The following is a 22,808-nucleotide window of genomic DNA, read 5'->3' as shown; positions in this document are numbered from 1 at the left end:
AGTGCCCTGTGACCACTCGTGCGCGTGCGGTGAGGTGTAAGTCGGCAGGAGGCGGCGATGAGAACTAGCACGGCGGTGGAACCCAGGAGGTTCTCCTTCTGGGCACCGGACTTCAGTCGTTCCTTGACGGTCGGCGTGGACACGTCCGAATCCGCGTACCACGCGTTCGAGTGGGCGGCGCGCCACGCGTGGTCGCTCAGGACGGACCTCCAGGTGTTCCTCGCGGACCCCGGTGACACGACCGTCCAGCGCGTGCTGGAACGGCTTCCCATGCTCACCGCCCACTTCCGTCCGAGCGGGGACGACCCGGTGGCCGCACTGGTGGGGGCGTCGGACTCGAGCGCGACCTTGGTCCTGGGGTGCAAGGGAGAACAGCACCGCGGCCTGGGTCTGGGGTCCCTCGTCCTCCCGGTGTTGCGCCGCGCGCGGTGCGGCGTCGTGGTGGTGCGCGGACGTCCACAGGCGATCCGCGGCGAGCACGGCTGGATCACCGCTGCCGTCGGCGGGTGCGAGGACCCGGTCGTGCTGCGGCGCGCGGTCGAGTTCTGCCGCACCCGCCGAGCGCGGCTGAGGTTGCTGCACGTCCACCTCCCGGCGCAGCACGGCGACGCGGTGCCGCGCGACGAGGTGGCCGTCCGGCGGGCCGTGCTGTTCCTGCGCACCACCGCTCCCGAGCTGACGCCCGAGGTGCTGGTGGAGTCGCGGCACCCGCACGAGGCGCTGGCCTCCCTGGACTCCGACCTCGTCGTGGTGGGGCGCGGCGGGCAGCACGACGGGGTCGGACTCGTCACCAGGGCGGCGCTCCACCACGCGTCGTGCCCGGTGCTGGTCGCCCGGCAGGAGCCGATGCAGGACGACCGGGTGTCGCTCTAGCAGGCCTTGCGCAGCACCGATCCGGTCGTTCCCGGCACCACCACGTAGGTGACCGGCGCGCCGTGCTCGTTGGTCTGCGTCTCGGCGAGACGCACGGTGTGCGGAGCGCTCCCTGTCCTGTTGGCGTTCACGATCACCGTGCCGCACTCGAAGTCGCGCTGGTGCACGTTCTTCGCGATCTCGTAGTGCTCCCCCAGCGGTGCGCCGAGGTCCCAGTCGTACTCGGCGCGCCACCGCGACGGACCGTCGTAGCCGTCGGTCTTCTCGATCTCGGAGATCGCGGCGTGCTCGCCCTTGGCCAGCAGGTAGCTCGCGAAGGCGTAGCGGAACGGCTGCTCGGCACCGCTGTGGTGCGGCTGGACCCAGGTGATCTTGCCCTTGGCCTCGTTGGCGGTGATCTGCTCCAGCTGCCTGCTCCAGCCCTGCGGGTACTCGGAGAGCAGGTCGGAGTCCCCGAAGGTCAGCCACCACTCGTCGAAGCCGCCGTCGAGGTGTTCGACGTACGAGTCCCACGCGCCTTCGTACAGGCGGGCGTTGGACATGTTCGCGATCGTCTTGAGGCCCGCGTCCACGAACTTCTGCCTCGTGTTGGCGAGCATCGAGCGGTACGCCTCGCGCATCGCGGCGTCGGTCGGGTACGCGGCCGGGCAGACGCCCTCGTGGTAGGTGTCGCAGGCGAACAGGGCGTTGTCCATGAGGACGCCGTCGAAGACCTTCGCCGAGGACGCGACCACGTTGTCGGCCCAGGCGTTCTGGTACGCGGTGTTGCCGACGTCCATCTGCCAGTGGCCCGCGTAGCCGCCGTACTCGAGGCGCCTGCCGGCGGAGTCGGTGAGGAACCAGGACGGGTCGGCCGCGCAGTAGCCGACGCCGGTGGGGAGGTCGGCGTCGTCGGTGCCGCCGGAGCAGGCGTAGCTGCGAGTCGAGGAGAGATCTTTGTAGACGAACGTCTGGATCTCCGGGTTCGCCTTTTTCAACTTCGCCACAAGATCGGTCTCCCAGGCGTTCAGAACGACGTAAGAACGTCGCCGAGCCTCCGTCGCGATCATTTCCTCAGAAACGTTCGTGCTGTTCATGTGCAGCCAGTACGACTTCACGCCAGGCTCGTCCTCAGGGAGCTGAGCTGCGGGAACGACGGGCATTCCGAGCAACAGAGCCAAGATCGAATATCCGATGGAACGCACGACGAACCTCACCTCGTTCAACTCTCCGGTTTCGAAGAATTAAACGTGATGAAATGCGTCTCAACACGAAGAAGTTTTCACAGTGAAAACACCGGGATCACGCCTGGGTGTGACGCACGCCCTTGCACTTCCGGGACGCGCCACCAAGAATGCGCGCCCCGCGTGGGACGACCTACAGCTGCAACTGGACGTACGGCGTCTGCTCCGCCGACATCGGCACCTGGAACCGCTGGGTCAGGAAGGTCGCGATGTCGTGGAACACGGGTGCGGCCGACTGGGCCCCGGACGGCGCGTCGAGCATGATGCCGACGACGTAGCGCGGGTTGTCGGCCGGGAGGATGCCGGCGAACGTCGTCCAGTACTCGGACTGCGAGTAGCACTTGCAGTTCTGGTCGATCTGCTGCGCCGTGCCGGTCTTGCCCGCGATCTGGTAGCCGGGGACGGCGGCGGGCTTGCCGGTGCCGTTCTGGTTCGCGTCGCGCGGGTCGGACTGGGTGACCGAGCGGAACATCTCGCGCACGGTCTTCGCCGTCTCCTTCGACACCACCTGAACGCCCTCGGGCCGCTGCTTCTCCGAGCGCGCGCCCTCCTCGCCGATCTCGGCGCGGACCAGCCGCGGCGGGATGCGCAGGCCGTCGTTGGCGATGGCCTGGTACATGCCGGTCATCTGCAGCAACGTCATCGAGAGGCCCTGGCCGATCGGCAGGTTGCCGAAGGTCGAGCCGGACCACTGGTTGAGCGGCGGCACCAGGCCCGACTCCTCGGCGGGCACACCGGAGCCGGTGCGGCGGCCGAGGCCGAACTTCTGCAGCATCTCGGCGTAGCGCTCGGGACCGACCTGCTGGGCGGCCTCCAGCGTGCCGACGTTGGAGGACTTGGCGAACACGCCGGTGAACGACATCGGGACGGTGCCGTGGTTCCACGCGTCCTTGATGACCCGGTCCGCGACTTTGATCGACCCCGGCACCTGCAGCACGTCGCCCGGCTTGAACAGGCCGTACTCGACGGCGGCCGCGGCCGTGACGATCTTGTTCACGGAACCGGGCTCGAAGCTGTACGCGACCGCGGTGTTGCGCTTCTGGTCCTCGGAGGCCTTGCCGAAGTCCGTCGGGTCGTACGTCTTGTCGTTGGCCATCGCGACGATCTCGCCGGTGCGGCTGTCCAGCACGACGGCGGAACCGTTCTTGGCGCCGGTCTTCTTCGTGTAGTCGCTGATGATCTTCTGGACCGCGTACTGCGTGTCGATGTCGATCGTCAGCTCGAGGCTCTTGCCCGGCTGCGGCTTCACGAGCTCGCGCTCGGTGTTCGGGATGACGAGGGTGTCGTCGCCCGACATCGTGTCGACCACCCGCCGGCCCGTGCGGCCCGCGAGCACGTTGTCCTGGGCGTTCTCCAGCCCGAGGATGCCCTGCACGGTCGGCGGCTTCTCGTCCTGGCGCCAGTTCGCCGCGCCGATGATGTTCGACGCCAGCTCGCCGTTGGGGTAGATGCGCTTGGAGCGGTACTCCGAGCCGATCTCCGTCGGGAACTTCTCGACGATCTTGGCGGCCTTGGCGGGCTCGGACTCGTTGACCAGGACCTCGTACGAGATGTCCTTGACCAGCTGCTGGTAGATCGTCTCCTCGTCGGTCTTCTCCCCGTTGACCTCGGGGCCGAGCGTCGACGACATGAACTTCGCGATCTCGCGCGCGTGCTCGTCGTAGGTGCCCGGGTACTTCTCCGGGTCCTTCGCATGGGCTTCGTCCCACGTCTTACGCGCGCGCTGCGGAAGGATGTAGAGCGCGCGCACCTCGATCGAGAACGCGAGCTGGTTGCCGTTGCGGTCGAGGATCGAGCCGCGCTCGGCGGGGATGTCGATGGGCGTCGTGCGCTGCTTCTGCGCCTGCTCCGACAACTCCTGCGCCTGGATGCCCTGCACCTGCACGAGCTTGACGCCCGCGATCACGAGCGCGCCGATCAGCAGGACGCGGCCGACACCGATGCGCAGCCTGCTGTTACCTCCCAGCCGCGCGGCCGGTGCGGGCCCGCGCACCGACAACGGGCGGCGCGGGCCCCTCTGCTGACCGGGCATCAGCCACCCGCCGGAGGGGTCTGACCGGCCGGGGGCTGCTGACCGGCGGGCGGCTGCTGGCCCTCCGGCGGGGTCTGGCCCGCGGGCGGCGCGGGCGTCTCGGACGACGGCGGGGGTGGAGGCGGAGGCGGAGGCGTCGACTTGGTCGGCGCGCTCGGCTTGCCGAACTCCTCGACCGTGCCGTCCGGGTTCTGCCGCAGCCGTGCCGGGTTCGACGGCTGGACCAGGCCCATCTCCCCCGCGCGGCGCGCGAGGTCGGTCGGCGACTCGAGCAGCGCCACCTCGCGGCGCAGCTGCTCCATCTGCAGCGTCAGCTTCTCGGCCTCGGCCCGCGCCTCCTGCAGCCGGTAGGTGTCGGCGGCGGCCTGGGTGGAGAAGTACATGATCCCGGCGACGCCCGCGCCCAGCACGAGCATCACGAGCACGACGAACGGGGCCTTGGAGACGACCTTCTGCTGCGGGCTCGCGGAGCCGCCGCGCAGGTTCGACGCGCGCTGGGCCCGCCGGGCGTAGGCGCGCTCGGCCCCGGCGGTCCGCCGCCGGGCCCTGTCCTTCTCCTCGGCCTTCTTCTTCGTGGAGCCGTCGCGGGGCGACGGCCCGCCGACCCGTGCGGGTGCCGTCATCTCGGGTCTCCGATCCGCTCCGCCGCCCGCAGGCGCACCGGCGCCGCACGCGGGTTGTCCTCGATCTCCTGCTCGTTCGCGAGTTCCGCGCCCTTGGTGAGCAGCTTGATCTCGGGCCCGTGGCCCGGCAGCTCGACCGGCAGGCCCGGCGGGGTCTTCGACTTCGCGAGCTCCGCGAACGCCTGCTTCACCATCCGGTCCTCGAGGGACTGGTAGGACTCCACGACGATCCGGCCGCCGACGCCCAGCACGCCGAGCGCCGCGGGCAGTGCGAGCCGCAACGACTCCAGCTCGCCGTTGACCTCGATCCGCAGCGCCTGGAACGTGCGCTTCGCCGGGTGCCCGCCGGTGCGCCGCGAAGCCGCGGGCACGACGGCGTAGAGCAGCTCGACGAGCCGGCCCGAGTTCGTGAACGGCTCCTTCTCGCGCTCCCGGAGCACCGCGGAGGCGATCTTGCCCGCGAACCGCTCCTCGCCGTAGGTCGAGAGGATCCGCGCGAGGTCGCCGTGCGAGTACGTGTTGAGCACGTCCGCCGCCGTCATGCCGCTGCCCTTGGACATCCGCATGTCGAGCGGGGCGTCCTTCGAGTACGCGAACCCGCGCTCCTCCTCGTCCAGCTGCAACGAGGACACGCCGAGGTCCATCAGCACACCGTCCACACGGGAGTACCCGAGGTCCTCCACGGCCTCGTCGATGTGGTCGTAGGTGACGTTGACGAGGTGGACCCGGTCACCATGGCGCGCCAGGCGCTTGCCGGCCATCTCGATGGCCTGCGGGTCGCGGTCGAGCCCGATGAGGGTGAGTTCGGGGTGCGCGCTCAGCAGCGCGTCGGAGTGGCCGCCCATGCCGAGGGTCGTGTCGACAACGATGGCAGGCTTGCCGTGCAGCGCCGGAGCGAAGAGTTCCAGGACGCGGTCCAGCAGCACCGGAACGTGCCGCGGCTGATCCATCGTCCCTCTACTCCCCTTAATGCGCGTTTCGGGTGACGTCAGGTCCCCGCCCGCCCGGCGGACCTGGCGCCGGGGAAGGTGCGCCAGGGCCGATAGTCGAGCGGACCGAGGCCTCACGGCACCCGAATCGCGTGTGGAACATCCGGCCTGTTGCTCGGCTGACCGCCATCAGAAGACGCCCGGTATGACCTCCTCGCGAGCCGTGGCGTAGCCGTCCTCGTGCTCTTCGAGATAGGTCTGCCAGGCCGCCGCGTCCCAGATCTCCATCCTGGTGAACGCGCCGACGACCACGCACTCCTTGGTCAGCCCGGCATACCGGCGCAGTTCCGGTGCGATCAGAACGCGGCCCTGACCGTCCGGACGCTGCTCGTCCGTACCTGCGAACAGATAACGCTGGTAGGCGCGTACGGCGTCGTTGGTGAACGGCGCCTCGGCGACCTTCCTCGCCATCTGCTCGAACTCGGCCCGGGGGAACACGTACAGGCAGTGGTCCTGGCCCTTGGTGACCATGAGACCTCCCGCCAGTTCGTCCCGGAACTTCGCAGGCAGTGTCAGCCGACCTTTGTCGTCCAGGCGCGGGTAGTGCGTGCCGAGGAACATTCGGCGTACACCTCCCTTGCCGGGCGACGAGACCGGCAGTGGAGCCCCCGTCTGCCCCACCGGCCGCCACAGTACCCCACTTTTCACCACAGTCAACGTTGAAACGGTCGTTTGCACAGCATGTCGCAACTCATTTGTGCAGGTAGAAGGCGTGGGGCGCCGTGGGGGGACGGTGGGGGAACTCGTGCGGCACCACCTTCGCGGGTGAGGGTTCAGCCGCCGATTAGCACTCGAACGGCCTAGAAAATTCCGCGAAAACGGCGCGTGGCGGCGAGGTGGTGGGGGAAGGTGGAAAACGGTGGGGGCCACCACGGCGCCGGGCACCTGGCGGAGGTCGGGCCGACGCGGACGGGGGCGGAGGTCGCGGTGTCCGCGGACTGCGGCGGGCACTGTCGGTGCCGCCCGCTACCGTGATGACGAAACGGTCACGGTGATCGGGGCCCAGCGCGGTTCGCAGCGCTGTGCGATCACCCCGGCCACTGGTTCACACTGCAGGTAACGGCACTTAGCCGTGGTTTGACACACTGCGTGAAACGCTCACACGTCCGTGTTCCGGACACGGCTGCTGGAGGTTTAGTGACGCCGGGAAGCCCAAGCGCGAACAGTCACGCGCCGGTCGATCAGGTTCTGGGTGAGTTGCACGGTGCCGTCCAGCGGATCGCCGCGAACGTCGAACGGGTGCTCGTCGGCAAACCCGACGTGGTCCGTCTGGCCCTCGTGACGCTGCTCGCCGAGGGGCACCTGCTGGTCGAGGACGTGCCGGGTGTCGGCAAGACCTCGCTGGCGAAAGCGCTTGCCCGCTCCATCGACTGCACCGTGAGCCGCGTGCAGTTCACGCCCGACCTGCTGCCGAGCGACATCACCGGCTCGTCGATCTACAACCGGCAGGAGAACGACTTCGAGTTCCGGCCGGGCCCGATCTTCGCGAACATCGTCGTCGGCGACGAGATCAACCGCGCCTCCCCCAAGACGCAGTCCGCGCTGCTGGAGTGCATGGAGGAGCACCAGGTCACGGTCGACGGCAACACCTACCCGCTGGGCTCGCCGTTCATGGTGATCGCGACGCAGAACCCGATCGAGATGGAGGGCACCTACGCCCTCCCCGAGGCGCAGCGCGACCGGTTCACCGCGCGCGTGTCCGTGGGCTACCCGGACCCGCAGGCCGAGCTCGCGATGGTCGACGAGCACGCGGGCCACAACCCGCTCGACGACCTGCGGCCCGTCTCGGACGCGAACCAGATCCTGCGACTGATCGAGGCCGTGCGCCGGGTGCACCTCTCGCCCGAGGTCCGCCGGTACGCCGTCGAGCTGGTGTCGGCCACGCGCCGGCTGCCCGAGCTGCGGCTCGGTGCGTCGCCGCGGTCCACCCTGCACCTCGTCCGGGCCGCCCGCGCGCAGGCCGCGCTGGCCGGTCGTGACTTCGTGGTGCCGGACGACATCCACGCGGTGTCGATCCCGGTGCTGGCCCACCGGCTGGTGCTGACCGCCGAGGCGCAGGCCGCCCGCCGGTCGCCGGCCGACCTGATCAGGGCCCTGTTGCAGCGCGTGCCGGTGCCCACGGCGGCACTCGACCCGAGCGCGGCGTTCGTCCGCAGCATGAACAACAACAACGCAGGGACGCCACGCTGAGATGCGCACCGCACTCTCCGGTCTGACCACACGCGGAAGATGCTTGCTGGCCGCGGGGTTCGCCGCCGGAGTGTGCGCCGCCGTGCTGAACGAGCGCGACCTGCTGAGGGTCGCGGCCTTCGTGATCGCGCTCCCACTGCTGGCCGCGTGGCTCGCGACGCGGGCGCGGGTGGGGCTGCGCGCCTCCCGCTACCTCGCGCCGAGCCGGGTGCCGGTCGGTGCCGCGTCCGAGGTGAAGCTCGAGCTGCGCAGCACGGGCCGGCTGCCCACGGGCGGGCTCATGCTGGAGGACACGGTCCCGTACGCGCTGGGTGCGCGGCCGCGGTTCCTGGTGGAGCGGCTGCCCCGCAACACCCCGACGGCGTTGCGCTACCCGCTCAAGCCGGTGATGCGCGGTGTCCAGCAGGTCGGCCCGCTGATGGCGCGGATCACCGACCCGTTCGGGCTGGCCGAGTTCGACCGCGAGCTCGCGGGCCGGTCGCGGCTGGTCGTGGTGCCGCGGGTCGTGCGGCTGGGCGGTCTGCCCGGCGGGTCCGGCATGGGCGCTGGTGACGACGGCTCGGTGCGGCTGCGGGCGGGCCAGGGCGAGGACGACGCCGTCGTGCGGCCGTACCGCCAGGGCGACGACCTGCGGAAGGTCCACTGGCGGTCGACCGCCCGGCGCGACGAGCTGATGGTGCGCGTCGAGGAACGGCCGTGGCGCGGCGGCACGACGGTGCTGCTCGACCACCGGGTGCACGCGCACCGCGGCAGCGGGCCCACGGCGTCACTGGAGTGGGCCATCTCGTTCGCGGCGTCGATCTGCCTGCACCTGCACCACTTCGGCCACCAGGTCCGCCTGGTCGCCGAGGACGGGCGGGTGCTCGCGGGCGGGTCGTCCGACGGCGGGCACAGCGACCACGTGGTGCTGGACGCGCTCGCCGCGTTGCAGGGCTCGCACCGCCGTGAGCTGAGCGGCGGGACCGACCCCGGCGCGGGCCAGGAGGTCATCGCGGTGCTCGGCGGTCTCTCGCCGGCGTCGGCGGAGGAGCTCGTCCGGTACCGGCCGCGCGGAACGCGCAGCCTGGCCGTGCTGCTGGACGTGAACGCGTGGGCGGGCGGCACCGACTCCCCCGCGCCCGACCCCGAGGACGCCCGGCGGTTGCTGAGCGGCGCGGGCTGGGGCGTGGCGATCGCGAAGCCGGCGGCGTCGATGCAGCAGGTCTGGCAGGAGTTGTGCGCCTCGGCAGGGTCCCGGGGTCCGTCGTTCCGCTCGGAGGTGGGCTGACATGGGGTCCCGTTCCGCTCCCGCGAAGGGCACCGAGCCCGAGTGGTTCACCTCGGCGACGCCGTGGATCGCCGCGCTGGCGGTGCTGTGCGCCTCCACCGCCCTGTCCGGCGTGATCGAGGGCGACCTGTGGCTGGTGCGGATCGGCGTGGTGATCGTCGCCATCACCGTGACCGGCGCGTTCCTGCGGGCGACCCGGCTGACCCCGCCGCTGGTCGCGATCGCGCAGGTGGCGGTGCTGTTGTGCCTGCTCACGGCGTTGCACACGCGGTCGGGCATCTTCCTGTTCATCCCCGGTCCCGACGCGCTGGGCGAGCTCGGCGACGTGCTCGCGGAGTCCGTGGCGCAGGTGCAGACCGGGGTTCCGCCGGTGCACGCGTCCCCGGCGATCCAGGCGCTCGTCGTGCTGGCGATCGGCCTGGTCGCGGTGCTGGTCGACACGCTGGCGGTGGCCGCGGCCGCCCCGGCGGCGTCCGGGCTGGTGCTGCTGTGCGTGTTCGCGGTGCCCGCGTCGCTGGCCGACGAGATGCTGCCGTGGTGGACGTTCGTCCTGGGCGCGGCGGCGTTCGCGATGCTGCTCGCGGTCGACGGCCAGCACCGGCACGAGGCGTGGCGCGGCAGGCTCGGCTCGGGGTCGGCGAGCGGGTCCGGCGGGTCGGCGACGTCGGTGGCGGCGATCGCGATGGTCGTGGCGCTGGTCGTGGGCGCGGGCTTCACGCTCGTCGGCACGGTCGGCAGGCTGCCCGGCAGCGGCGTCGGCGGCGGGGGCAAGGGCGGCATCGGCCTGAGCGAGATGACCTCGTTGCGCGGCATGCTCAACCGCGGCCGCACCGCCGAGGTGTTCTACGTGCGCGGCATGACGGAGCCGAGCTACATGCGGGCGTCGACGCTGGCGCAGTACGTGCCGAACAAGGGCTGGGAACGCGGCAGCCCTCCCGGCGGCCAGCCCGCGCGAGGTGAGCTCCCGCCCCAGGCGGGCGACCGCGGCGAGGGCAAGACCACCCGGATCAACATCGAGCCGCGCGACTGGCGGAGCTTCTGGCTGCCGACCTACGGCGCCGTCCGCCGCATCGACACCCCGGACGACGACTACCAGTTCGACCCGAAGAAGGGCGTGATCTACACCCAGCGGGAGCGCGAACCGGAGTCCTACGAGATCGACACGGTGCTGTCGACGCCGACGAAGCAGGCGTTGCGGCTGGCACCGACCCAGGCGAACGCGGTCGACCGCGAGTACTACAAGTTCGACGGCGTCGAGCAGGAGGTCGTCGACCTCGCGAAGAAGATCGTCGAGGGCGCCACCAACGACTTCGACAAGGCGGCGAAGCTCTCCGAGTTCTTCAACAGCCCCACCAGCGACTTCAAGTACGAGCTCAAGACGCAGGGCGACGTCACGAGGGACGCGCTGACCGACTTCGTGCTCAGGAGCAAGGTCGGCTACTGCGAGCAGTTCGCCTCCGCGATGGCCGTGATGGCGCGCGTGGTGGGCCTGCCCTCGCGCGTGGCGATCGGCTTCACCGCGGGGGTCAACTCCGCGGACAACGAGTACCGCGTGATCAGCACCGACGACGCCCACGCGTGGGTCGAGATCTTCTTCCCGAACTTCGGCTGGATGACCTTCGACCCGACCCCGATCTCCGACGGCCGCGGCATCCAGCCGCCGTACCTGCGCGAGACCGCGCCGGGCCAGGAGGAGGTGCCGACCGCCGAGACGACGACGGAGTCGGTGGCGCCCTCCGCGTCCGGTTCGGCCCAGGCGTCCACCTCTCCCGACGGCGAGGACGGCGACCAGGGCCTGCCGCAGGCGAGCGCCGAGACCACGCCGTCGTGGCACCTCTGGGCGTTGGGCGTGGTGCTGCTGCTCGCGGCGTTGCTGTCGATCTTCCTGGTGCTGGCGCTGCTCGGTGTGGTCGGTGCCGGCCTGCTGGGCGTGTCGTGGGCGCGCAAGCTGCTGATACCGGCCGCGGCCGGGCTGTGGCTGATGGGCGTGGGCCTCGCCGCCGCGTTGCTCTCGTGGTGGATCGCGGTGCCGCTCGTGCTCGCCGGAGTGCTCTTCACGCCGATGCTCGTGCGGGCCGTGCGACGGCGCAACCACCTGCACGCGGTGACGGCGCTCGGTCCCGGCGCGGCCTCGGCCGCGTGGAGCGAGCTCATGGCGGAGTCGATCGACCGCGGCGCCCCGGTGCCGCCCGCCGAGACGATCCGGATCGCCGCCCGCCGCCTGGCCCGTGAGCACAACCTGGACGACGCGGGCAAGGCGGGCCTGCGGACCGTCATCGGGGCGATCGAGCGGTCCTGGTACAGCCCGAACCCGGCCGCCGACCCGGCGTTGCCCGGCGCGCTGGCGGCGGTGCGGCAGTCGTTGCGGCAGAACGCCCCGCTGTCGTTGCGGGCGAGGCTGTTGCCGAAGTCGGTGCTGAAGCCGGCCCCGGCACCGGTGGCGGACGCGCCGGACCGCGAGCCGGTCGGGGTGTAGGAAGTGCTCGCCTCCGCCGGGAGGCGAGCCACCTGACACAGCGATGGGCCCGCTCCCCAACCGGGGGCGGGCCCATCGCTCTGTCAGAGCTTCTTCGATCCGAGGGGTTTACTGCTCTTCGTCGAAGCGACGGCGGAAGCGCTCTTCCATCCGTTCGGAGAACGAGCTGCGGCTGCGCGCTGGCTTGCCGTCCTCCTGCGCCCCCTCGGCCACCTGGTCACCGCGACGCAACGTCGTCAGGGTGATGAGCGCACCGAAGAACATGAGCAGGAAGCCGAAGACGCTCACCACGGGGATGCTGGCGATCGAGAGCGCCGGCAGCATCACTCCGGTGATGAGCGCGGCCACGCCGACTACGAACAACACGATGCCTTGTACGCGGCGCCGCTTGGACGGCCGCCGCAACTTGGCGCCTCGTACGGTGGATGCGAACTTCGGGTCCTCGGCGTAGAGCGCGCGCTCGATCTGGTCGAGCAGTCGCTGCTCGTGCTCGGAGAGTGGCATCGTTCCTCCTCCGGCACAGCGGTCGCGGGCGCCGGGTGTATTCGGTTTCCGCCGAACCCGGCGGACGACCCACCCTGGGGACGTCACCTTCCAGGATACGATCCGCGCGCCCCGGCGACTACCCAGTCGGCGTTCTCATACGGTCTGTTCTGTCACCATCATCCTCCTGGGGCAGTGGTGAGGCCTTCGTGAGGCACCTCCGAGCCCCTTGTGGCCGTGCGTTCACATGCCGTTCGGCCGTGGTCCTCGCCCGGGAAATCCCGGCTTGCTCGGATCGGTCGCATGACCGAACTCATCGTGAACGGTGCCGCCGAGCAGGGCCTGACCGGCTGGCTCGTCGTCGCGGGCGCCCCCGTCGTGCTGCGGTACGACACCGGGCAGGGATATCCGGGGCCCGGTGATCCCGGGCCGGCGCAGCGCGGTTCGTCGTTCTTCGGCGGCGGCGACACACCCCTGAGCACGTTGCGACAGAGCGTGACGTTGCCTCGGCGTTCGTCTCAGTTCGTGGTCACCGCCTGGCTCGGCGGCTACGCCTCGCAACAGGACGGCGCCCGGTTGTCGGTGGAGTTCCTCGACGACGGCGGCACGCCCCGCGGCCTCGTGGTGCTCGGACCGGTGACCGCGGAGGAGCGCTCCGGCCGCACCGGCCTGGTCGAGCGGTCCGCTCGCGGCACCGTGCCGCCGGGCAGCCGCACCGCCGTGGTGACGCTGCAGATGACCCGATCCGGTGGTGGCACGTCGAACGACGGCTACGCCGACAACATCTCGTTCACGGTCGGAGGCCGCTGATGCTGAACCGACGTGATCTCCTGCGCGCCGCGGCCGCCGCCGGCGCTCTCGGCTCCGTGTGGCCGCTGTCGGCGGGCCTGTCCCCCGCCGAGGCCCACGCCGCCGCCCTGGACCTCGGCGCGTCGTGGGACGCGGCGCCGTTCTGCCTGGGCGTCGGCTCCGGGGACCCGTTGCCGGACAGCGTGGTCCTGTGGACCCGGCTCGCACCGGAGCCGCTGGCGTTCGAGCAGCCGCTGCCCGAGGTCGTCGAGGTCGAGTGGTCCGTCGCGACGGACCGCACCATGCGTTCGCGGGTGGCGCATGGAACCGTTGCGGCGTCTGTGTTGTTGGGCCACAACGTGCACGTGCCCGTGCAGGGACTGCGCCCCGGCCGCACCTACTACTACCAGTTCTCGGCGCTGGGAAAGCGTTCTCGCATCGGACGCACGCGCACAGCGCCCGTCGGCCCGGTGTCGAAGGTGCGCTTCGCGACGGCGAACTGCCAGGCGTTCCACGACGGCTTCTACGCGGCCCACCGCGGGATCGCCGCCGAGGACCTGGACTTCGTGGTGCACCTCGGCGACTACATCTACGAGCACGGCCAGGTCGGCGGCGCGCACGTGCGCGACCACGAGGGCCCCGCCGTGCTGTCCCTTGCGGACTACCGCCGCCGCCACGCGCTGTACAAGGGCGACCCGTCCCTGCGCGACGCCCACGCGGCACACCCGTTCTACCTGACCTGGGACGACCACGAGGTCGTCAACGACTACAGCGGAACCGAGGGCGCCGCCCCGTTCGTGAAGCGCCGCGCCGCCGCCTACCAGGCCTGGTACGAGCACCTGCCGATCCGCAGTGGGAGCGCTCTCGAACCGCAGATCCACCGCCGCCGCCAGTGGGGCTCGCTGCTCGACCTGACCGTGCTCGACCTGCGCCAGTACCGGTCGGCGCAGAACCTGCCGGACGGCACGATCCTGGGCGCGGCCCAGAAGCAGTGGCTGCTGGACGGCATCTCAGGAGCCCGCGAGGCCTGGCAGGTGTGGATCAACTCGATCATGCTCTCGCAACTCGCCCGCCAGGGCGGCGGCTACTACTTCACCGACCAGTGGGACGGCTTCCGGGCCGAACGCCGCGAGGTGCTCGGCCACGTGGCCTCCACCGGCCTCGAGGACCTCGTCGTCCTGACCGGCGACTGGCACTCGGCGTTCGTCGACGACATCCGCCCGGACTTCGACGACCTCTCGTCCCCGGTGATCGGCACGGAGTTCACCGCGCACTCGGTCACGTCCGGCGCCTACTCGCCGGAGTGGAACGCGACCAACGGCCCGGTGATGGGCGCGGCGAACCCGCACCTGAAGTACTTCGAGGGCAACAGGTACGGCTACGACGTGTACGAGGTGACGCCGGAGCGGTTCACCACGCACATGAAGGTGATCGGGGACCGGCGGGACGCGGCCTCGCCGGTGTCGACGCTGACCACGTTCCACGTCGACCGGGGGAAGCCCGGCAGCTACGAGGACCCGGCGACGGTGGGCTCGCCCGCGCAGTACCGGCGGCCGTGACGGGTGTGCGGGCGGGGGTCGTGCCCTGCCCGCACAGCTCGTGGGCGTGGGTGGTGGGTGTTCGGGCTTCATCGGGTGGGGTGTGCCTTTCGTGCGGCGGGAGGGCCGGGGCTGCGGTCCGGTTGGGCTGCAACGGGTTGGGGGCGAGTGACGGGATGCGGGACCGTGGGTTGAGGGTCGCGGACTGGGGTCCGCAGGTCGGAAACCGCGGGTGGGGACAGCGGATTGAGGCCTGCGGACCAAGGACTGTTGTCTGAGCACTGCCGGTTCAGGCCTGCGGACTCAGGCCGCCGGGGTGAGCGCTGCGGGCCAGGCCTGACCCCGCAGGCGTGCCGTTCACGCCTGCCGGTTCGCGCCGGCGAGCCAGGCCTGTGACAGCGGGCGGGGCCTAGCCGATGGGGAGCGGGGTTCGGGCCTGCGGGATGGGCGGTGTGCGGCGCTCCATCACCGCGAGTTCGAGTTGGCGGGCCGGGGAGTCGCCCAGGAGTTTGCGGGCCAGCGCCGTGCCCTTGCGCGGGGCCATCGCCAGTTCCGCGCGCAGGGCCTGGATGCCCACGTAGTGGGTCACCTCGTCGAGGATGGCCTTGGTGTCCGGGATCGAGTGGGTGCGGCGGACGGCGTCCACCGCCGCCCGTTCCAGGGGCGCCACGTGGAAGCCCCGGCGCAGTGCCGGTCTGGGAAGGCGGTCTGTTCGTTCCAGGCGCAGGGTGGCGTGGCCCCAGGCTCTGGAGTGGCGTGGGGCGAGGACGTGGATGGCGTCGGCCGTGGGCAGGACGGATCTCATGCCGTGCAGGTACAGGGCGTCGAAGGCGGTGAGCATGGCGCCTTCGCCCGCGTAGAGGAGGGCGGCCTGCACCAGCTGTTCGCGGGAGGGGCCCGCCCTGGACAGCAGGAAGATGCTCGGGAACAGGCGTTGCCAGGGGCCGCCGGGGCGGGAGCGCTGGTCGATCAGGGACGACGACAGTCCTATGTGGAGCAGGGCTGCCACCGGGGCCACCCGGTGGAGGAAGAGGGTGCCCAGTGCTTCGAGGTCGATGGGGTGGCGCATGGGTCAAGGGTGCGCTCGGAGCACGGTGGGGGATCGGGGTGGTGACGAAGCTGTGGACAACTCGCGGGTTGTGGACAGGTCGCGATCACTCGGGCTTCGGTTCGAAGTCCGCTGTCCTTTCCGGACTGTCGCGCAGCAGGGAGGCTGGACGCACGGCCAGTGATCCGAAACGGGAACGGGCCTGGTCAGCGGCTTGTTCGGCTTCGCGCCAGCCGCGTTCCGGGGCGTCGAAGATCAGCTGCTGGGCGGAGTCGGCGTTGTCAAGGCCCTCTATCCGGACGCCGATCAGGCGGACCGCGCCGGGCGGTACCTGGGTGTCGAGGAGTTCGGTGGCGACCCGGTAGACCTCCTGGGTCACGTCGGTCGCGACCGGCAGGGTGCGGGAGCGGGTGATCGTGGTGAAGTCGCCGAAGCGGACCTTGATCGACACCGTCCGGCCGACCAAACCCTTGGCGCGCAGCGAACCTGTGGAGCGTTCGGAGAGCCGGAGCAGTTCGCGGCGCAGCAGTGCGCGGTCGACGACGTCCACCTCGAAGGTCTCCTCGGCGCCCAGGGACTTCTCCCGCGACACCGGCACGACCGCGCGTTCGTCCACGCCGGCGGCCAGCGCGTACAGGTGCTCCGCCAGTGCCACGCCGATCTTGCGGCGCAGCCGGGGCAGCGGCATCGCGGCGACGTCCGCGACCGTCTCCAGGCCCAGTTCTTCCAGGCGTGCGGCGGTTTTCGCGCCCACGCCCCACAGGGCGGAGACCGGCAACGGGTGCAGGAACTCCAGCGACGAAGCAGCAGGCACGACCATCATGCCGTCGGGCTTGCACATGCCCGAGGCGAGCTTCGCGAGGAACTTCGTCGACGCCACCCCGACCGAGCACGAGACACCGTGGGCCTCGAACACGCGAGACCTGATCAACTCCCCCACGCCGCCCGGCGTGAGGCCGAGCCGGCGCAGCGCACCGCCGACGTCGAGAAAGGCCTCGTCCAACGAGAGCGGCTCCACCAACGGGGTGATGTCGCGGAAGATCGCCATGACCCCGCGCGAGACCTCCTGGTAGAGGTCGAACTGCGGCGGCAGGTACACAGCGTGAGGCGCCAACCGGCGTGCGTGCGCGGTGGGCATCGCCGAACGCACGCCGTACTCACGCGCGAGGTAGTTCGCGGAACACACGACGCCACGCCCGCCGATGCCGCCGACCACGACGGGAACGGACTCGAGCTCAGGACGTTCGCGGATCTCCACCGACGCGTAGAAGGCGTCCATGTCGACGTGCAGCATCCGGCAGCCCGTGTCGTCTGGCCACACACCGTCACGCGCACGGAACCGGTCGACCAGGCCGCGTGGCAGGTTCGCACTGCGACCCATGAACACCCCTTTCGAACGCCAGTGCGAATCCTACAGTTTGTACACCCGTGCGGCGTTCTCCGACGCGATGAGCCGTGCGATGCGATGCGCGTCCTCCTCCTGGAACGCGTCCTGGCGCAGTCCGTCGGCCAGGAAGTCCGACAACGCGCGCCGGAACAGCAACGCGCCGAGGTAGTACAACTCGGGCAGGGCGAACGCATCGGTGGAGAACAGGAACTTCCCGTACGGCACGATCTCCAGCGCCTCGGCGAACACGCGCGACGCCTGGTGCCCCAACCCGTGCGTCGCCAGCCCGAGGTCGCAGAACACGTGCGGGAACACCTGCGCGAGATACCCGGCCTGCCGGTGGAACGGGTAGTTGTGCAGCAGCAACACCGGTACACCGAGACCAGCGGTGGCGCGCAGGAACGGTGTCAGCAACGACGGGTCGCAGCGGTGCAGGTCGAGGTCCGAGTCGCCGTACCCGACGTGGAACTGCAACGGCAGCCCGGCGTCCAACGCCTCCCAGGCCAGCCAGGCGATCACCACGGGATCCGCCAGCCGCCCGGAGGTCCACCCGCCGAGAGCGCGCTCCACGGAGACGTCGTCAGGCCGCGAACCAGGCAGATCGAGCCCGACCCGGTAGGCCGCGACGGACTTCGCCCCGACAGCCGGGGAAGAGGCCAGCGCCGACCGAACGGCTCCCGGGAACTCCGAGGGCGACACCGAAGGCCTCAGAGACTCCGCCAGCACCTCCAGCCGCACGATCTCGTGCGCGACGCCCCCTCCCAGCCCGGCCAGCTCCGGGGCGGACAGCAGCCGATCCGGCAGGAACCCGCCGTCCACCAGGAACGTGTGGATCCCGGACGCCATCAGGAACGTCCGCGACACCTCGGCGATGTGCAGCGAGTTCCGCCGTTCGAGGTACTCCCCGGCGGACGCGTGCCGGGGCAGGTCGAGCAGCGGAGCGCACCACCGCCGCACCGCGAACCCCACCGCGGAGTCGAAGTACGACCCGCCGATCGGGGAGACCGCGCCGGCCTCCAGCAACAGCGACTCGAACTCCGAACGGGTGCTGTCCTCCCGCAGGACCCCGTGGCAGTGGTGGTCCACCAGTCCGAGTTCGGCGACGAACGGCAAGATGCCCATAACCTTAGGATCGTGGACTCTGCGGAACGGGACCAGCGGTTCGAGCGGGCGGCGGAGCTCTTCGACGGGCTCAACGCGAGGGACGTGAGCGTCGTGGCGCTCACCTGGGTCGACAACAGCGGCATCACCCGCACCAAGTCCGTCACCCTGCGCAGGCTCGCTCACGCGGCGGCGCACGGCGTGGGCGCGTCACCGGTGTTCGACGTGTTCCTGTTCGACGACTGGATCATCCAGGGCCGGTTCGCCGGCGGCCCGGTCGGCGACCTGCGGCTGCACCCCGACCTCGACCGCCTCACGGTGCTCGCGGGCCAGCCGGGCTGGGCCTGGGCGCCCGCGGACCGCCACTACCAGAGCGGCGTCCCCTACCCGATGGACCAGCGGCTGCAGGCGCGCAAGGCCGTCCGGAACCTCGCCTCCCACGGCCTCACCGCCCAGGCGGGCTTCGAGGTCGAGTGGTGCGTCGGCAGGACCGGCACCGACGACTGGGTGCCCGCGACCAGCGGATCGGCGTACGGGCACGCCCGCCAGGTCGAGGTGTCCGACTACTGCGTCGACCTCCTCAACGCCCTCGACCGGCAGAACGTCGAGGTCCTCCAGTTCCACCCGGAGTACGCCGCCGGCCAGTTCGAGGTCTCCACGGCCCCGGAGGACCCGGTCGCGGCCGCCGACACCGCCGTGCTCGTCAAGGAGACGATCCGCGCCGTCACGGTCCGGCACGGCATGCGCCCGTCGTTCTCCCCCAAGGTGGTCAACGGCGGCGTCGGCAACGGCGGCCACCTGCACCTCAGCCTCTGGCGCGACGGCACGAACCTCTTCGACGGCTTCCAGGAGGAGGCCAGGCACTTCAGCGCGGGCGTCCTCCACCACCTCCGCGCGTTGTGCGCGATCGGCGCGCCCTCTCTCGCCAGCTACCTCAGGCTCGTGCCGAACACGTGGGCCGCGCCGTTCGTGGCCTGGGGCGAGGAGAACCGCGAGACGGCGCTACGCCTGATCAAGGACAACCTCGAGATCAAGTGCTTCGACCTGACCGCGAACCCGTACCTCGTCGTCGCGGGCGTGATCGCGGCCGGTCTGGACGGCATCACCGCGCAGGCGGAGCTCCCCGAGGGCCTGAACGTCGACCCGGCGCTCCTCGACGGCGTGCAGCGCCTGCCCACCTCCCTCAGGGAGGCCGTGGAGGAGTTCGAGAAGGACGCGGTGCTGACCGAGGCGTTCGGCCAGGAGCTGGCGGGCACCATCGCCGACGTGCGGCGCGGTGAGATGGAGCGGTACAAGGACGCGAGCCCGCAGGGGATCGCGAACGTCACTCGCTGGCGGCACTGAGCTCCTTGCGCAGCCGCGACAACGCCCGGTGCTGGGCCACCCGCACGGCGCCGGGCGTGGAGCCGACCGCCTCGGCCGTCTCCTCCGCCGACAACCCCACCATCACGCGCAGCACCACGATCTCGCGCTGCTTCTCCGGCAGCACCTTCAGCAGCGCGGACATCTGCGCCGACAGTTCGCCCTGCATCGCCCGCTGCTCCGGCCCGGCCGCGGTGTCCATCGACTCCGGCAGTTCCGGCACGGCCTCCGCGCGGTTGCGCGAGAAGCTGCGGAACGAGTCCGCCACCTTGTGCGCCGCGATCCCGTAGACGAACGCGAGGAACGGCCGTCCCTGGTCGCGGTACGACGGCAGCGAGGTGAGCACGGCCAGGCACACGTCCTGCGCCACGTCGTCCGCCGACGCGAACGACCCGACGCGCGCACGGCAGTACCGCACGATCAACGGCCGGATGGTGCCCAACAGCCGTTCGACGGCGGCGCGGTCACCGGCGACAGCGCGCGCCACGTGCTCGTCCGCGGCCTGCGGGCGGCTCGAGTAGTAGGAGGGCGGGGGTGGCTCGACCGGAGCCTCAGGAGCGACGGTGGTCCGTTCGACCAACGCGTCGAGAGCCCCCCTCGATGCGGAGACCGGCCCACCGACGGAAGAGCCCTTGATGGCTTCCGCGGGCACCTTGCGGTGCAGGCCGGGTGTGAACTCCACGTGGATCACCGTTCCTCTTCTGGACGCCGGCGCACCGCGAGACGCGCCCGCCGGATCCGTCCTTCGACCGCGCGCGGGGTGAGTCGCATCAACTCGCCGATCTCCGCATGCGAATAGCCCTGGTCATGGAGGAAGAGCAACCGCCTGCTGTCCTCGCTCAGCGTCGCGAACGCGGCGTTCGCGATCTGCTGTTCGATGACGGCATCCTCAGGGGTTCCCTCAGCGACGACGTGTTCGAGGGACGCGAGGGTGTCCACGAGCCGTACGTTCTGCCAGCCGTGAGCCCTCGTCTGCCAGCGCCGGTACACGTTGGGGAACGCGAGCACGCAGGCGTTGACGAAGTACTCGGTCAACGGCTGCCCCTTCTCGACGGACCACTCCCGGCCGAGCAGACCCCGGTCGCGGAAGTGGACGAACCCCTCGTACACCGCGTCGCTCGCCAGTTCCTCGGCCTCCTGCCGCGAGATCTCCTGCTGGTGCAGGTACCGGCCGTGGCGGCCGGAGCGGGAGAAGATGGCGCCGGACCGCACGAGCTTCGTAACGATCGTGAGGCCGTGCCCGAGTAGCTGGCGGTGGAACTGGTCCCAGCGCGGCCCGGACAACCCCGACTCGCGGAAGTGCTGCACCAGCACTCCGTCGACGCGCAGCCGGTCGGCGGCAAGCGCTGAGTCCGAACTGTCCATGCCCCCTGGTCCCTATGTCGGTGTCTTCCTGCCCTCTAGGTATGTCGTTTGGGTTCGTTCACCCCACGCATCCGCTACGACTCGTAACAAATGCAAACGAATGTCACCCGATCGGGACAGCCAGCGACGCGATTTCCTTGCGAAGGCGACCGAGCGCGCGGTGCTGGGCCACCCGGACGGCACCCGGTGTCGACCCCACGGCGTCCGCGGTCTCCTCCGCGGAAAGACCCACCACAACGCGCAGCACGAGGATCTCGCGCTGCTTGTCCGGCAGGAGGTGCAGCAGCTGACCGAGCGTGCCGTTCAGCTCGTCCTGGAGGACGAACTCCTCCGGCCCGCCGGCCCTCACGGCTTGGTCGGGCACCTCGGCGACCGGCTCCGCACGGTTACGAGCCAGCGACCGGTGTGCGTCGGCGACCTTGTGCGCGGCGATGCCGTAGACGAACGCGAGGAACGGCCGACCCTGCTCCCGGTAGTTCGGCAGCGCCGTGAGCACGGCCAGGCAGACCTCCTGCGCGACGTCGTCCGCGGTTGTCGCGGAACGTCCCACACGGGCGCGACAGTACTTCACCACCAGCGGGCGCAGGTAGCGAAGTAGCTGGTCAGTGGCCCTGCGCTCGCCCAGCACGGCCCGACTGACCAGTTCCGCGGATAACGCTGAACTCTCCATCCGAAGTGTCCCCTCGTCGACTTCCCGTGGAGGAGACGTGCGACGCGTCACTCCTTATGCGGAAAGTAGGGAGAAACTTCAAACGTCACCCGTTTGTTGCAATGAAGAGCGGTTGGTAATAGGCATCAAGCAACCACTCCCCGTAATCGAAACCCGCCCGTTCCGCCAATTCGGTGATTTCGTGACGAGTAATCGCCCAATACCGTGCCTTGCTCACTTCCACGCGCCACGACTCGGTTTCGTGCAGCCGGAACATCTCCAGTTCGTACCGGTCGCCGTCCCAATGCCAGAGCTGGAACCACACGACCCGACCCGGTCCCACGGACGGAGGAGTCGACAACGGCCGTTCGTTCCGGATCGCGTCGTAGTCGCGCGTGGAGAGGATGAGCCGACCACCGGACCGGAGCACGCGACGCATCTCGCGCAACGCCACCAGCACGTCTTCGGCCGTGAGCAGATGGGGCAACGCGTTGTCGGCCGCGAGCACCACGTCGAAGGAGCCGTCCGCGAACGGCAGAGAGCGCATGTCCGCGGCGCACACGGGCAAGGTGACGCCACGTGCCGAGGCCTCCACAACGGCCCGAGAAGCCGCCTTGGGGCTCAAATCGGTGCCGACGACCTCATAGCCGCGGAGGGCGAGACCGATGGCCTGTGTGCCGATGCCACACGCACAGTCGAGAACGCGCGCGCCCTGCGGGATGAACTCCGCGAGCTGCGACGCCTGCCGGGCCATCGACGCGTCCCAGTCCGGGAACATCAGCTCGTACGTCCCGGCCAGTCCGTCGTAGAAGGCGCCGGTCAAATCAGCTCCTCGACCCCCACGGTCGTCCGCAGCCTGGCCAGCGCACGGTGCTGAGCCACCCGCACGGCGCCCGGCGTCGACCCGATCGCCTCGGCCGTCTCCTCCGCCGACAGGCCGACGACGACGCGCAGCAGCAGGATCTCGCGCTGCTTGTCCGGCAGCAGCCGCAGCATCTGCCCGAGGCGCGCCGAGAGCGAGCCCATCAACGCGTTCTCCTCGGGGTCGACGGTCAGCGACGGACCGTCCGGCACCTCGGCGACGGGCTCGGAGCGGTTGCGCGCCGACACCCGGTGGGCGTCCGCGACCTTGTGCGCGGCGATGCCGTAGACGAACGCGAGGAACGGTCTTCCCTGCTCGCGATAGGTCGGCAGAGCCGTCAGCACCGCCAGGCAGACCTCCTGCGCCACGTCGTCGGCCGACGCGTACGCCCTTTCGTTGCGACCGACGCGCGCACGGCAGTACCGCGCCACGAGCGGCCGCACGGAGGCCAGCAGTCGTTCGACGGCAGGCCGGTCACCTGCAACGGCCTCGTTGACCAGTGAGGCCAGCAGGTCGGAACTTTCCATCGCGTCGGATCCCTACGTCGGCAG

General features: G+C 70.5%; 21 protein-coding genes. 7 read left to right on the top strand and 14 right to left on the bottom strand.

All coding sequences use genetic code 11. From position 1 onward, the window contains the following. Nucleotides 1–57: 57 nt before the first annotated feature. The gene (locus ND450_RS41160; RefSeq protein ID WP_253323427.1) at nucleotides 58–873 is read left to right on the top strand and encodes a universal stress protein; all 816 of its coding nucleotides are present in this window, start codon (nucleotides 58–60) and stop codon (nucleotides 871–873) included. Here ND450_RS41160 and ND450_RS41155 read toward each other — a convergent pair. The 5 genes from ND450_RS41155 to mraZ all read right to left on the bottom strand — a co-directional run bounded on the left by ND450_RS41155 (nucleotide 870) and on the right by mraZ (nucleotide 6,301). Continuing rightward, complete coding sequence (locus ND450_RS41155; RefSeq protein WP_253323426.1) at nucleotides 870–1,859, bottom strand: putative glycoside hydrolase; 990 nt, start codon at nucleotides 1,857–1,859, stop codon at nucleotides 870–872. The two genes, ND450_RS41160 and ND450_RS41155, sit on opposite strands and share 4 nt — an antisense overlap. A 370-nt stretch (nucleotides 1,860–2,229) precedes the next feature. After that, nucleotides 2,230–4,128: a penicillin-binding protein 2 gene (locus tag ND450_RS41150; RefSeq protein ID WP_253323425.1), complete on the bottom strand. Its 1,899-nt coding sequence runs from the start codon at nucleotides 4,126–4,128 to the stop codon at nucleotides 2,230–2,232. Continuing rightward, entirely contained in the window at nucleotides 4,128–4,751 is a 624-nt protein-coding gene (locus tag ND450_RS41145) for a hypothetical protein (RefSeq protein WP_253323424.1), read from the bottom strand. The genes ND450_RS41150 and ND450_RS41145 overlap by 1 nt, the downstream gene beginning before the upstream one ends. Further along, nucleotides 4,748–5,701 carry a 16S rRNA (cytosine(1402)-N(4))-methyltransferase RsmH gene (gene rsmH, locus ND450_RS41140; RefSeq protein ID WP_253323423.1) on the bottom strand — a complete coding sequence of 318 codons (954 nt, stop codon included), beginning with the start codon at nucleotides 5,699–5,701 and terminating at the stop codon, nucleotides 4,748–4,750. The genes ND450_RS41145 and rsmH overlap by 4 nt, the downstream gene beginning before the upstream one ends. 168 nt (nucleotides 5,702–5,869) lie before the next feature. Then, nucleotides 5,870–6,301: a division/cell wall cluster transcriptional repressor MraZ gene (gene mraZ / locus ND450_RS41135; RefSeq protein ID WP_045314249.1), complete on the bottom strand. Its 432-nt coding sequence runs from the start codon at nucleotides 6,299–6,301 to the stop codon at nucleotides 5,870–5,872. A gap of 576 nt (nucleotides 6,302–6,877) precedes the next feature. On the opposite strand from mraZ, the gene ND450_RS41130 reads away from it, so the two are divergent. The 3 genes from ND450_RS41130 to ND450_RS41120 are packed head-to-tail and all read left to right on the top strand — an operon-like array spanning nucleotide 6,878 to nucleotide 11,673. Beyond that, a complete protein-coding gene (locus ND450_RS41130) occupies nucleotides 6,878–7,930 on the top strand; it encodes an AAA family ATPase (protein WP_371927562.1) in 1,053 nt (350 codons plus the stop codon). Between the two features lies 1 nt (nucleotide 7,931). Continuing rightward, on the top strand, nucleotides 7,932–9,197 hold the full coding sequence (locus tag ND450_RS41125) for a DUF58 domain-containing protein (RefSeq protein WP_253323422.1): 1,266 nt from the start codon (nucleotides 7,932–7,934) through the stop codon (nucleotides 9,195–9,197). Between the two features lies 1 nt (nucleotide 9,198). Beyond that, complete coding sequence (locus ND450_RS41120; RefSeq protein ID WP_253323421.1) at nucleotides 9,199–11,673, top strand: DUF3488 and transglutaminase-like domain-containing protein; 2,475 nt, start codon at nucleotides 9,199–9,201, stop codon at nucleotides 11,671–11,673. A gap of 108 nt (nucleotides 11,674–11,781) precedes the next feature. Here ND450_RS41120 and ND450_RS41115 read toward each other — a convergent pair whose 3' ends face one another. Continuing rightward, complete coding sequence (locus ND450_RS41115) at nucleotides 11,782–12,177, bottom strand: DUF3040 domain-containing protein (RefSeq protein ID WP_089917304.1); 396 nt, start codon at nucleotides 12,175–12,177, stop codon at nucleotides 11,782–11,784. Nucleotides 12,178–12,459: 282 nt separating this feature from the next. Between ND450_RS41115 and ND450_RS41110 the strand changes: the two genes are divergently transcribed. Both ND450_RS41110 and ND450_RS41105 read left to right on the top strand, forming a co-directional pair. Further along, complete coding sequence (locus ND450_RS41110) at nucleotides 12,460–12,966, top strand: hypothetical protein (protein ID WP_253323420.1); 507 nt, start codon at nucleotides 12,460–12,462, stop codon at nucleotides 12,964–12,966. After that, nucleotides 12,966–14,504: an alkaline phosphatase gene (locus ND450_RS41105; protein WP_253323419.1), complete on the top strand. Its 1,539-nt coding sequence runs from the start codon at nucleotides 12,966–12,968 to the stop codon at nucleotides 14,502–14,504. The genes ND450_RS41110 and ND450_RS41105 overlap by 1 nt, the downstream gene beginning before the upstream one ends. A 388-nt stretch (nucleotides 14,505–14,892) precedes the next feature. Here ND450_RS41105 and ND450_RS41100 read toward each other — a convergent pair whose 3' ends face one another. The 3 genes from ND450_RS41100 to ND450_RS41090 all read right to left on the bottom strand — a co-directional run bounded on the left by ND450_RS41100 (nucleotide 14,893) and on the right by ND450_RS41090 (nucleotide 18,040). After that, complete coding sequence (locus ND450_RS41100; protein ID WP_253323418.1) at nucleotides 14,893–15,552, bottom strand: hypothetical protein; 660 nt, start codon at nucleotides 15,550–15,552, stop codon at nucleotides 14,893–14,895. Between the two features lie 85 nt (nucleotides 15,553–15,637). Then, nucleotides 15,638–16,912: a DNA polymerase IV gene (locus tag ND450_RS41095; RefSeq protein ID WP_253323417.1), complete on the bottom strand. Its 1,275-nt coding sequence runs from the start codon at nucleotides 16,910–16,912 to the stop codon at nucleotides 15,638–15,640. Nucleotides 16,913–16,942: 30 nt separating this feature from the next. Beyond that, nucleotides 16,943–18,040, bottom strand: coding sequence for an amidohydrolase family protein (locus ND450_RS41090; RefSeq protein WP_253323416.1), 1,098 nt, complete (start codon nucleotides 18,038–18,040; stop codon nucleotides 16,943–16,945). 12 nt (nucleotides 18,041–18,052) lie between these two features. On the opposite strand from ND450_RS41090, the gene ND450_RS41085 reads away from it, so the two are divergent. Beyond that, nucleotides 18,053–19,363 carry a glutamine synthetase gene (locus ND450_RS41085; protein WP_253323415.1) on the top strand — a complete coding sequence of 437 codons (1,311 nt, stop codon included), beginning with the start codon at nucleotides 18,053–18,055 and terminating at the stop codon, nucleotides 19,361–19,363. Here the strand turns inward: ND450_RS41085 and ND450_RS41080 are convergent. From ND450_RS41080 to ND450_RS41060, 5 genes are all read right to left on the bottom strand, one after another. Continuing rightward, nucleotides 19,344–19,868 (bottom strand): sigma-70 family RNA polymerase sigma factor, encoded by a 525-nt coding sequence (locus tag ND450_RS41080; RefSeq protein WP_253328129.1) that lies wholly within the window; start codon nucleotides 19,866–19,868, stop codon nucleotides 19,344–19,346. The genes ND450_RS41085 and ND450_RS41080 overlap by 20 nt on opposite strands. 200 nt (nucleotides 19,869–20,068) lie before the next feature. Then, a complete protein-coding gene (locus ND450_RS41075; protein WP_253323414.1) occupies nucleotides 20,069–20,746 on the bottom strand; it encodes an RNA polymerase sigma factor in 678 nt (225 codons plus the stop codon). Between the two features lie 103 nt (nucleotides 20,747–20,849). Next, nucleotides 20,850–21,416 (bottom strand): sigma-70 family RNA polymerase sigma factor, encoded by a 567-nt coding sequence (locus tag ND450_RS41070; protein WP_253323413.1) that lies wholly within the window; start codon nucleotides 21,414–21,416, stop codon nucleotides 20,850–20,852. A gap of 85 nt (nucleotides 21,417–21,501) precedes the next feature. Further along, nucleotides 21,502–22,218 (bottom strand): class I SAM-dependent methyltransferase, encoded by a 717-nt coding sequence (locus ND450_RS41065; RefSeq protein WP_253323412.1) that lies wholly within the window; start codon nucleotides 22,216–22,218, stop codon nucleotides 21,502–21,504. Then, nucleotides 22,215–22,784 carry a sigma-70 family RNA polymerase sigma factor gene (locus tag ND450_RS41060; protein ID WP_253323411.1) on the bottom strand — a complete coding sequence of 190 codons (570 nt, stop codon included), beginning with the start codon at nucleotides 22,782–22,784 and terminating at the stop codon, nucleotides 22,215–22,217. Before ND450_RS41060 ends, ND450_RS41065 begins: the two co-directional genes overlap by 4 nt. Nucleotides 22,785–22,808 lie beyond the last annotated feature (24 nt).

This window comes from Lentzea sp. HUAS12, from assembly GCF_024125735.1.
Lineage (GTDB): Bacteria > Actinomycetota > Actinomycetes > Mycobacteriales > Pseudonocardiaceae > Lentzea > Lentzea albida.
Note: the sequence above shows the minus strand (reverse complement) of the source record. Positions and strands in the feature narration are given on the sequence as shown.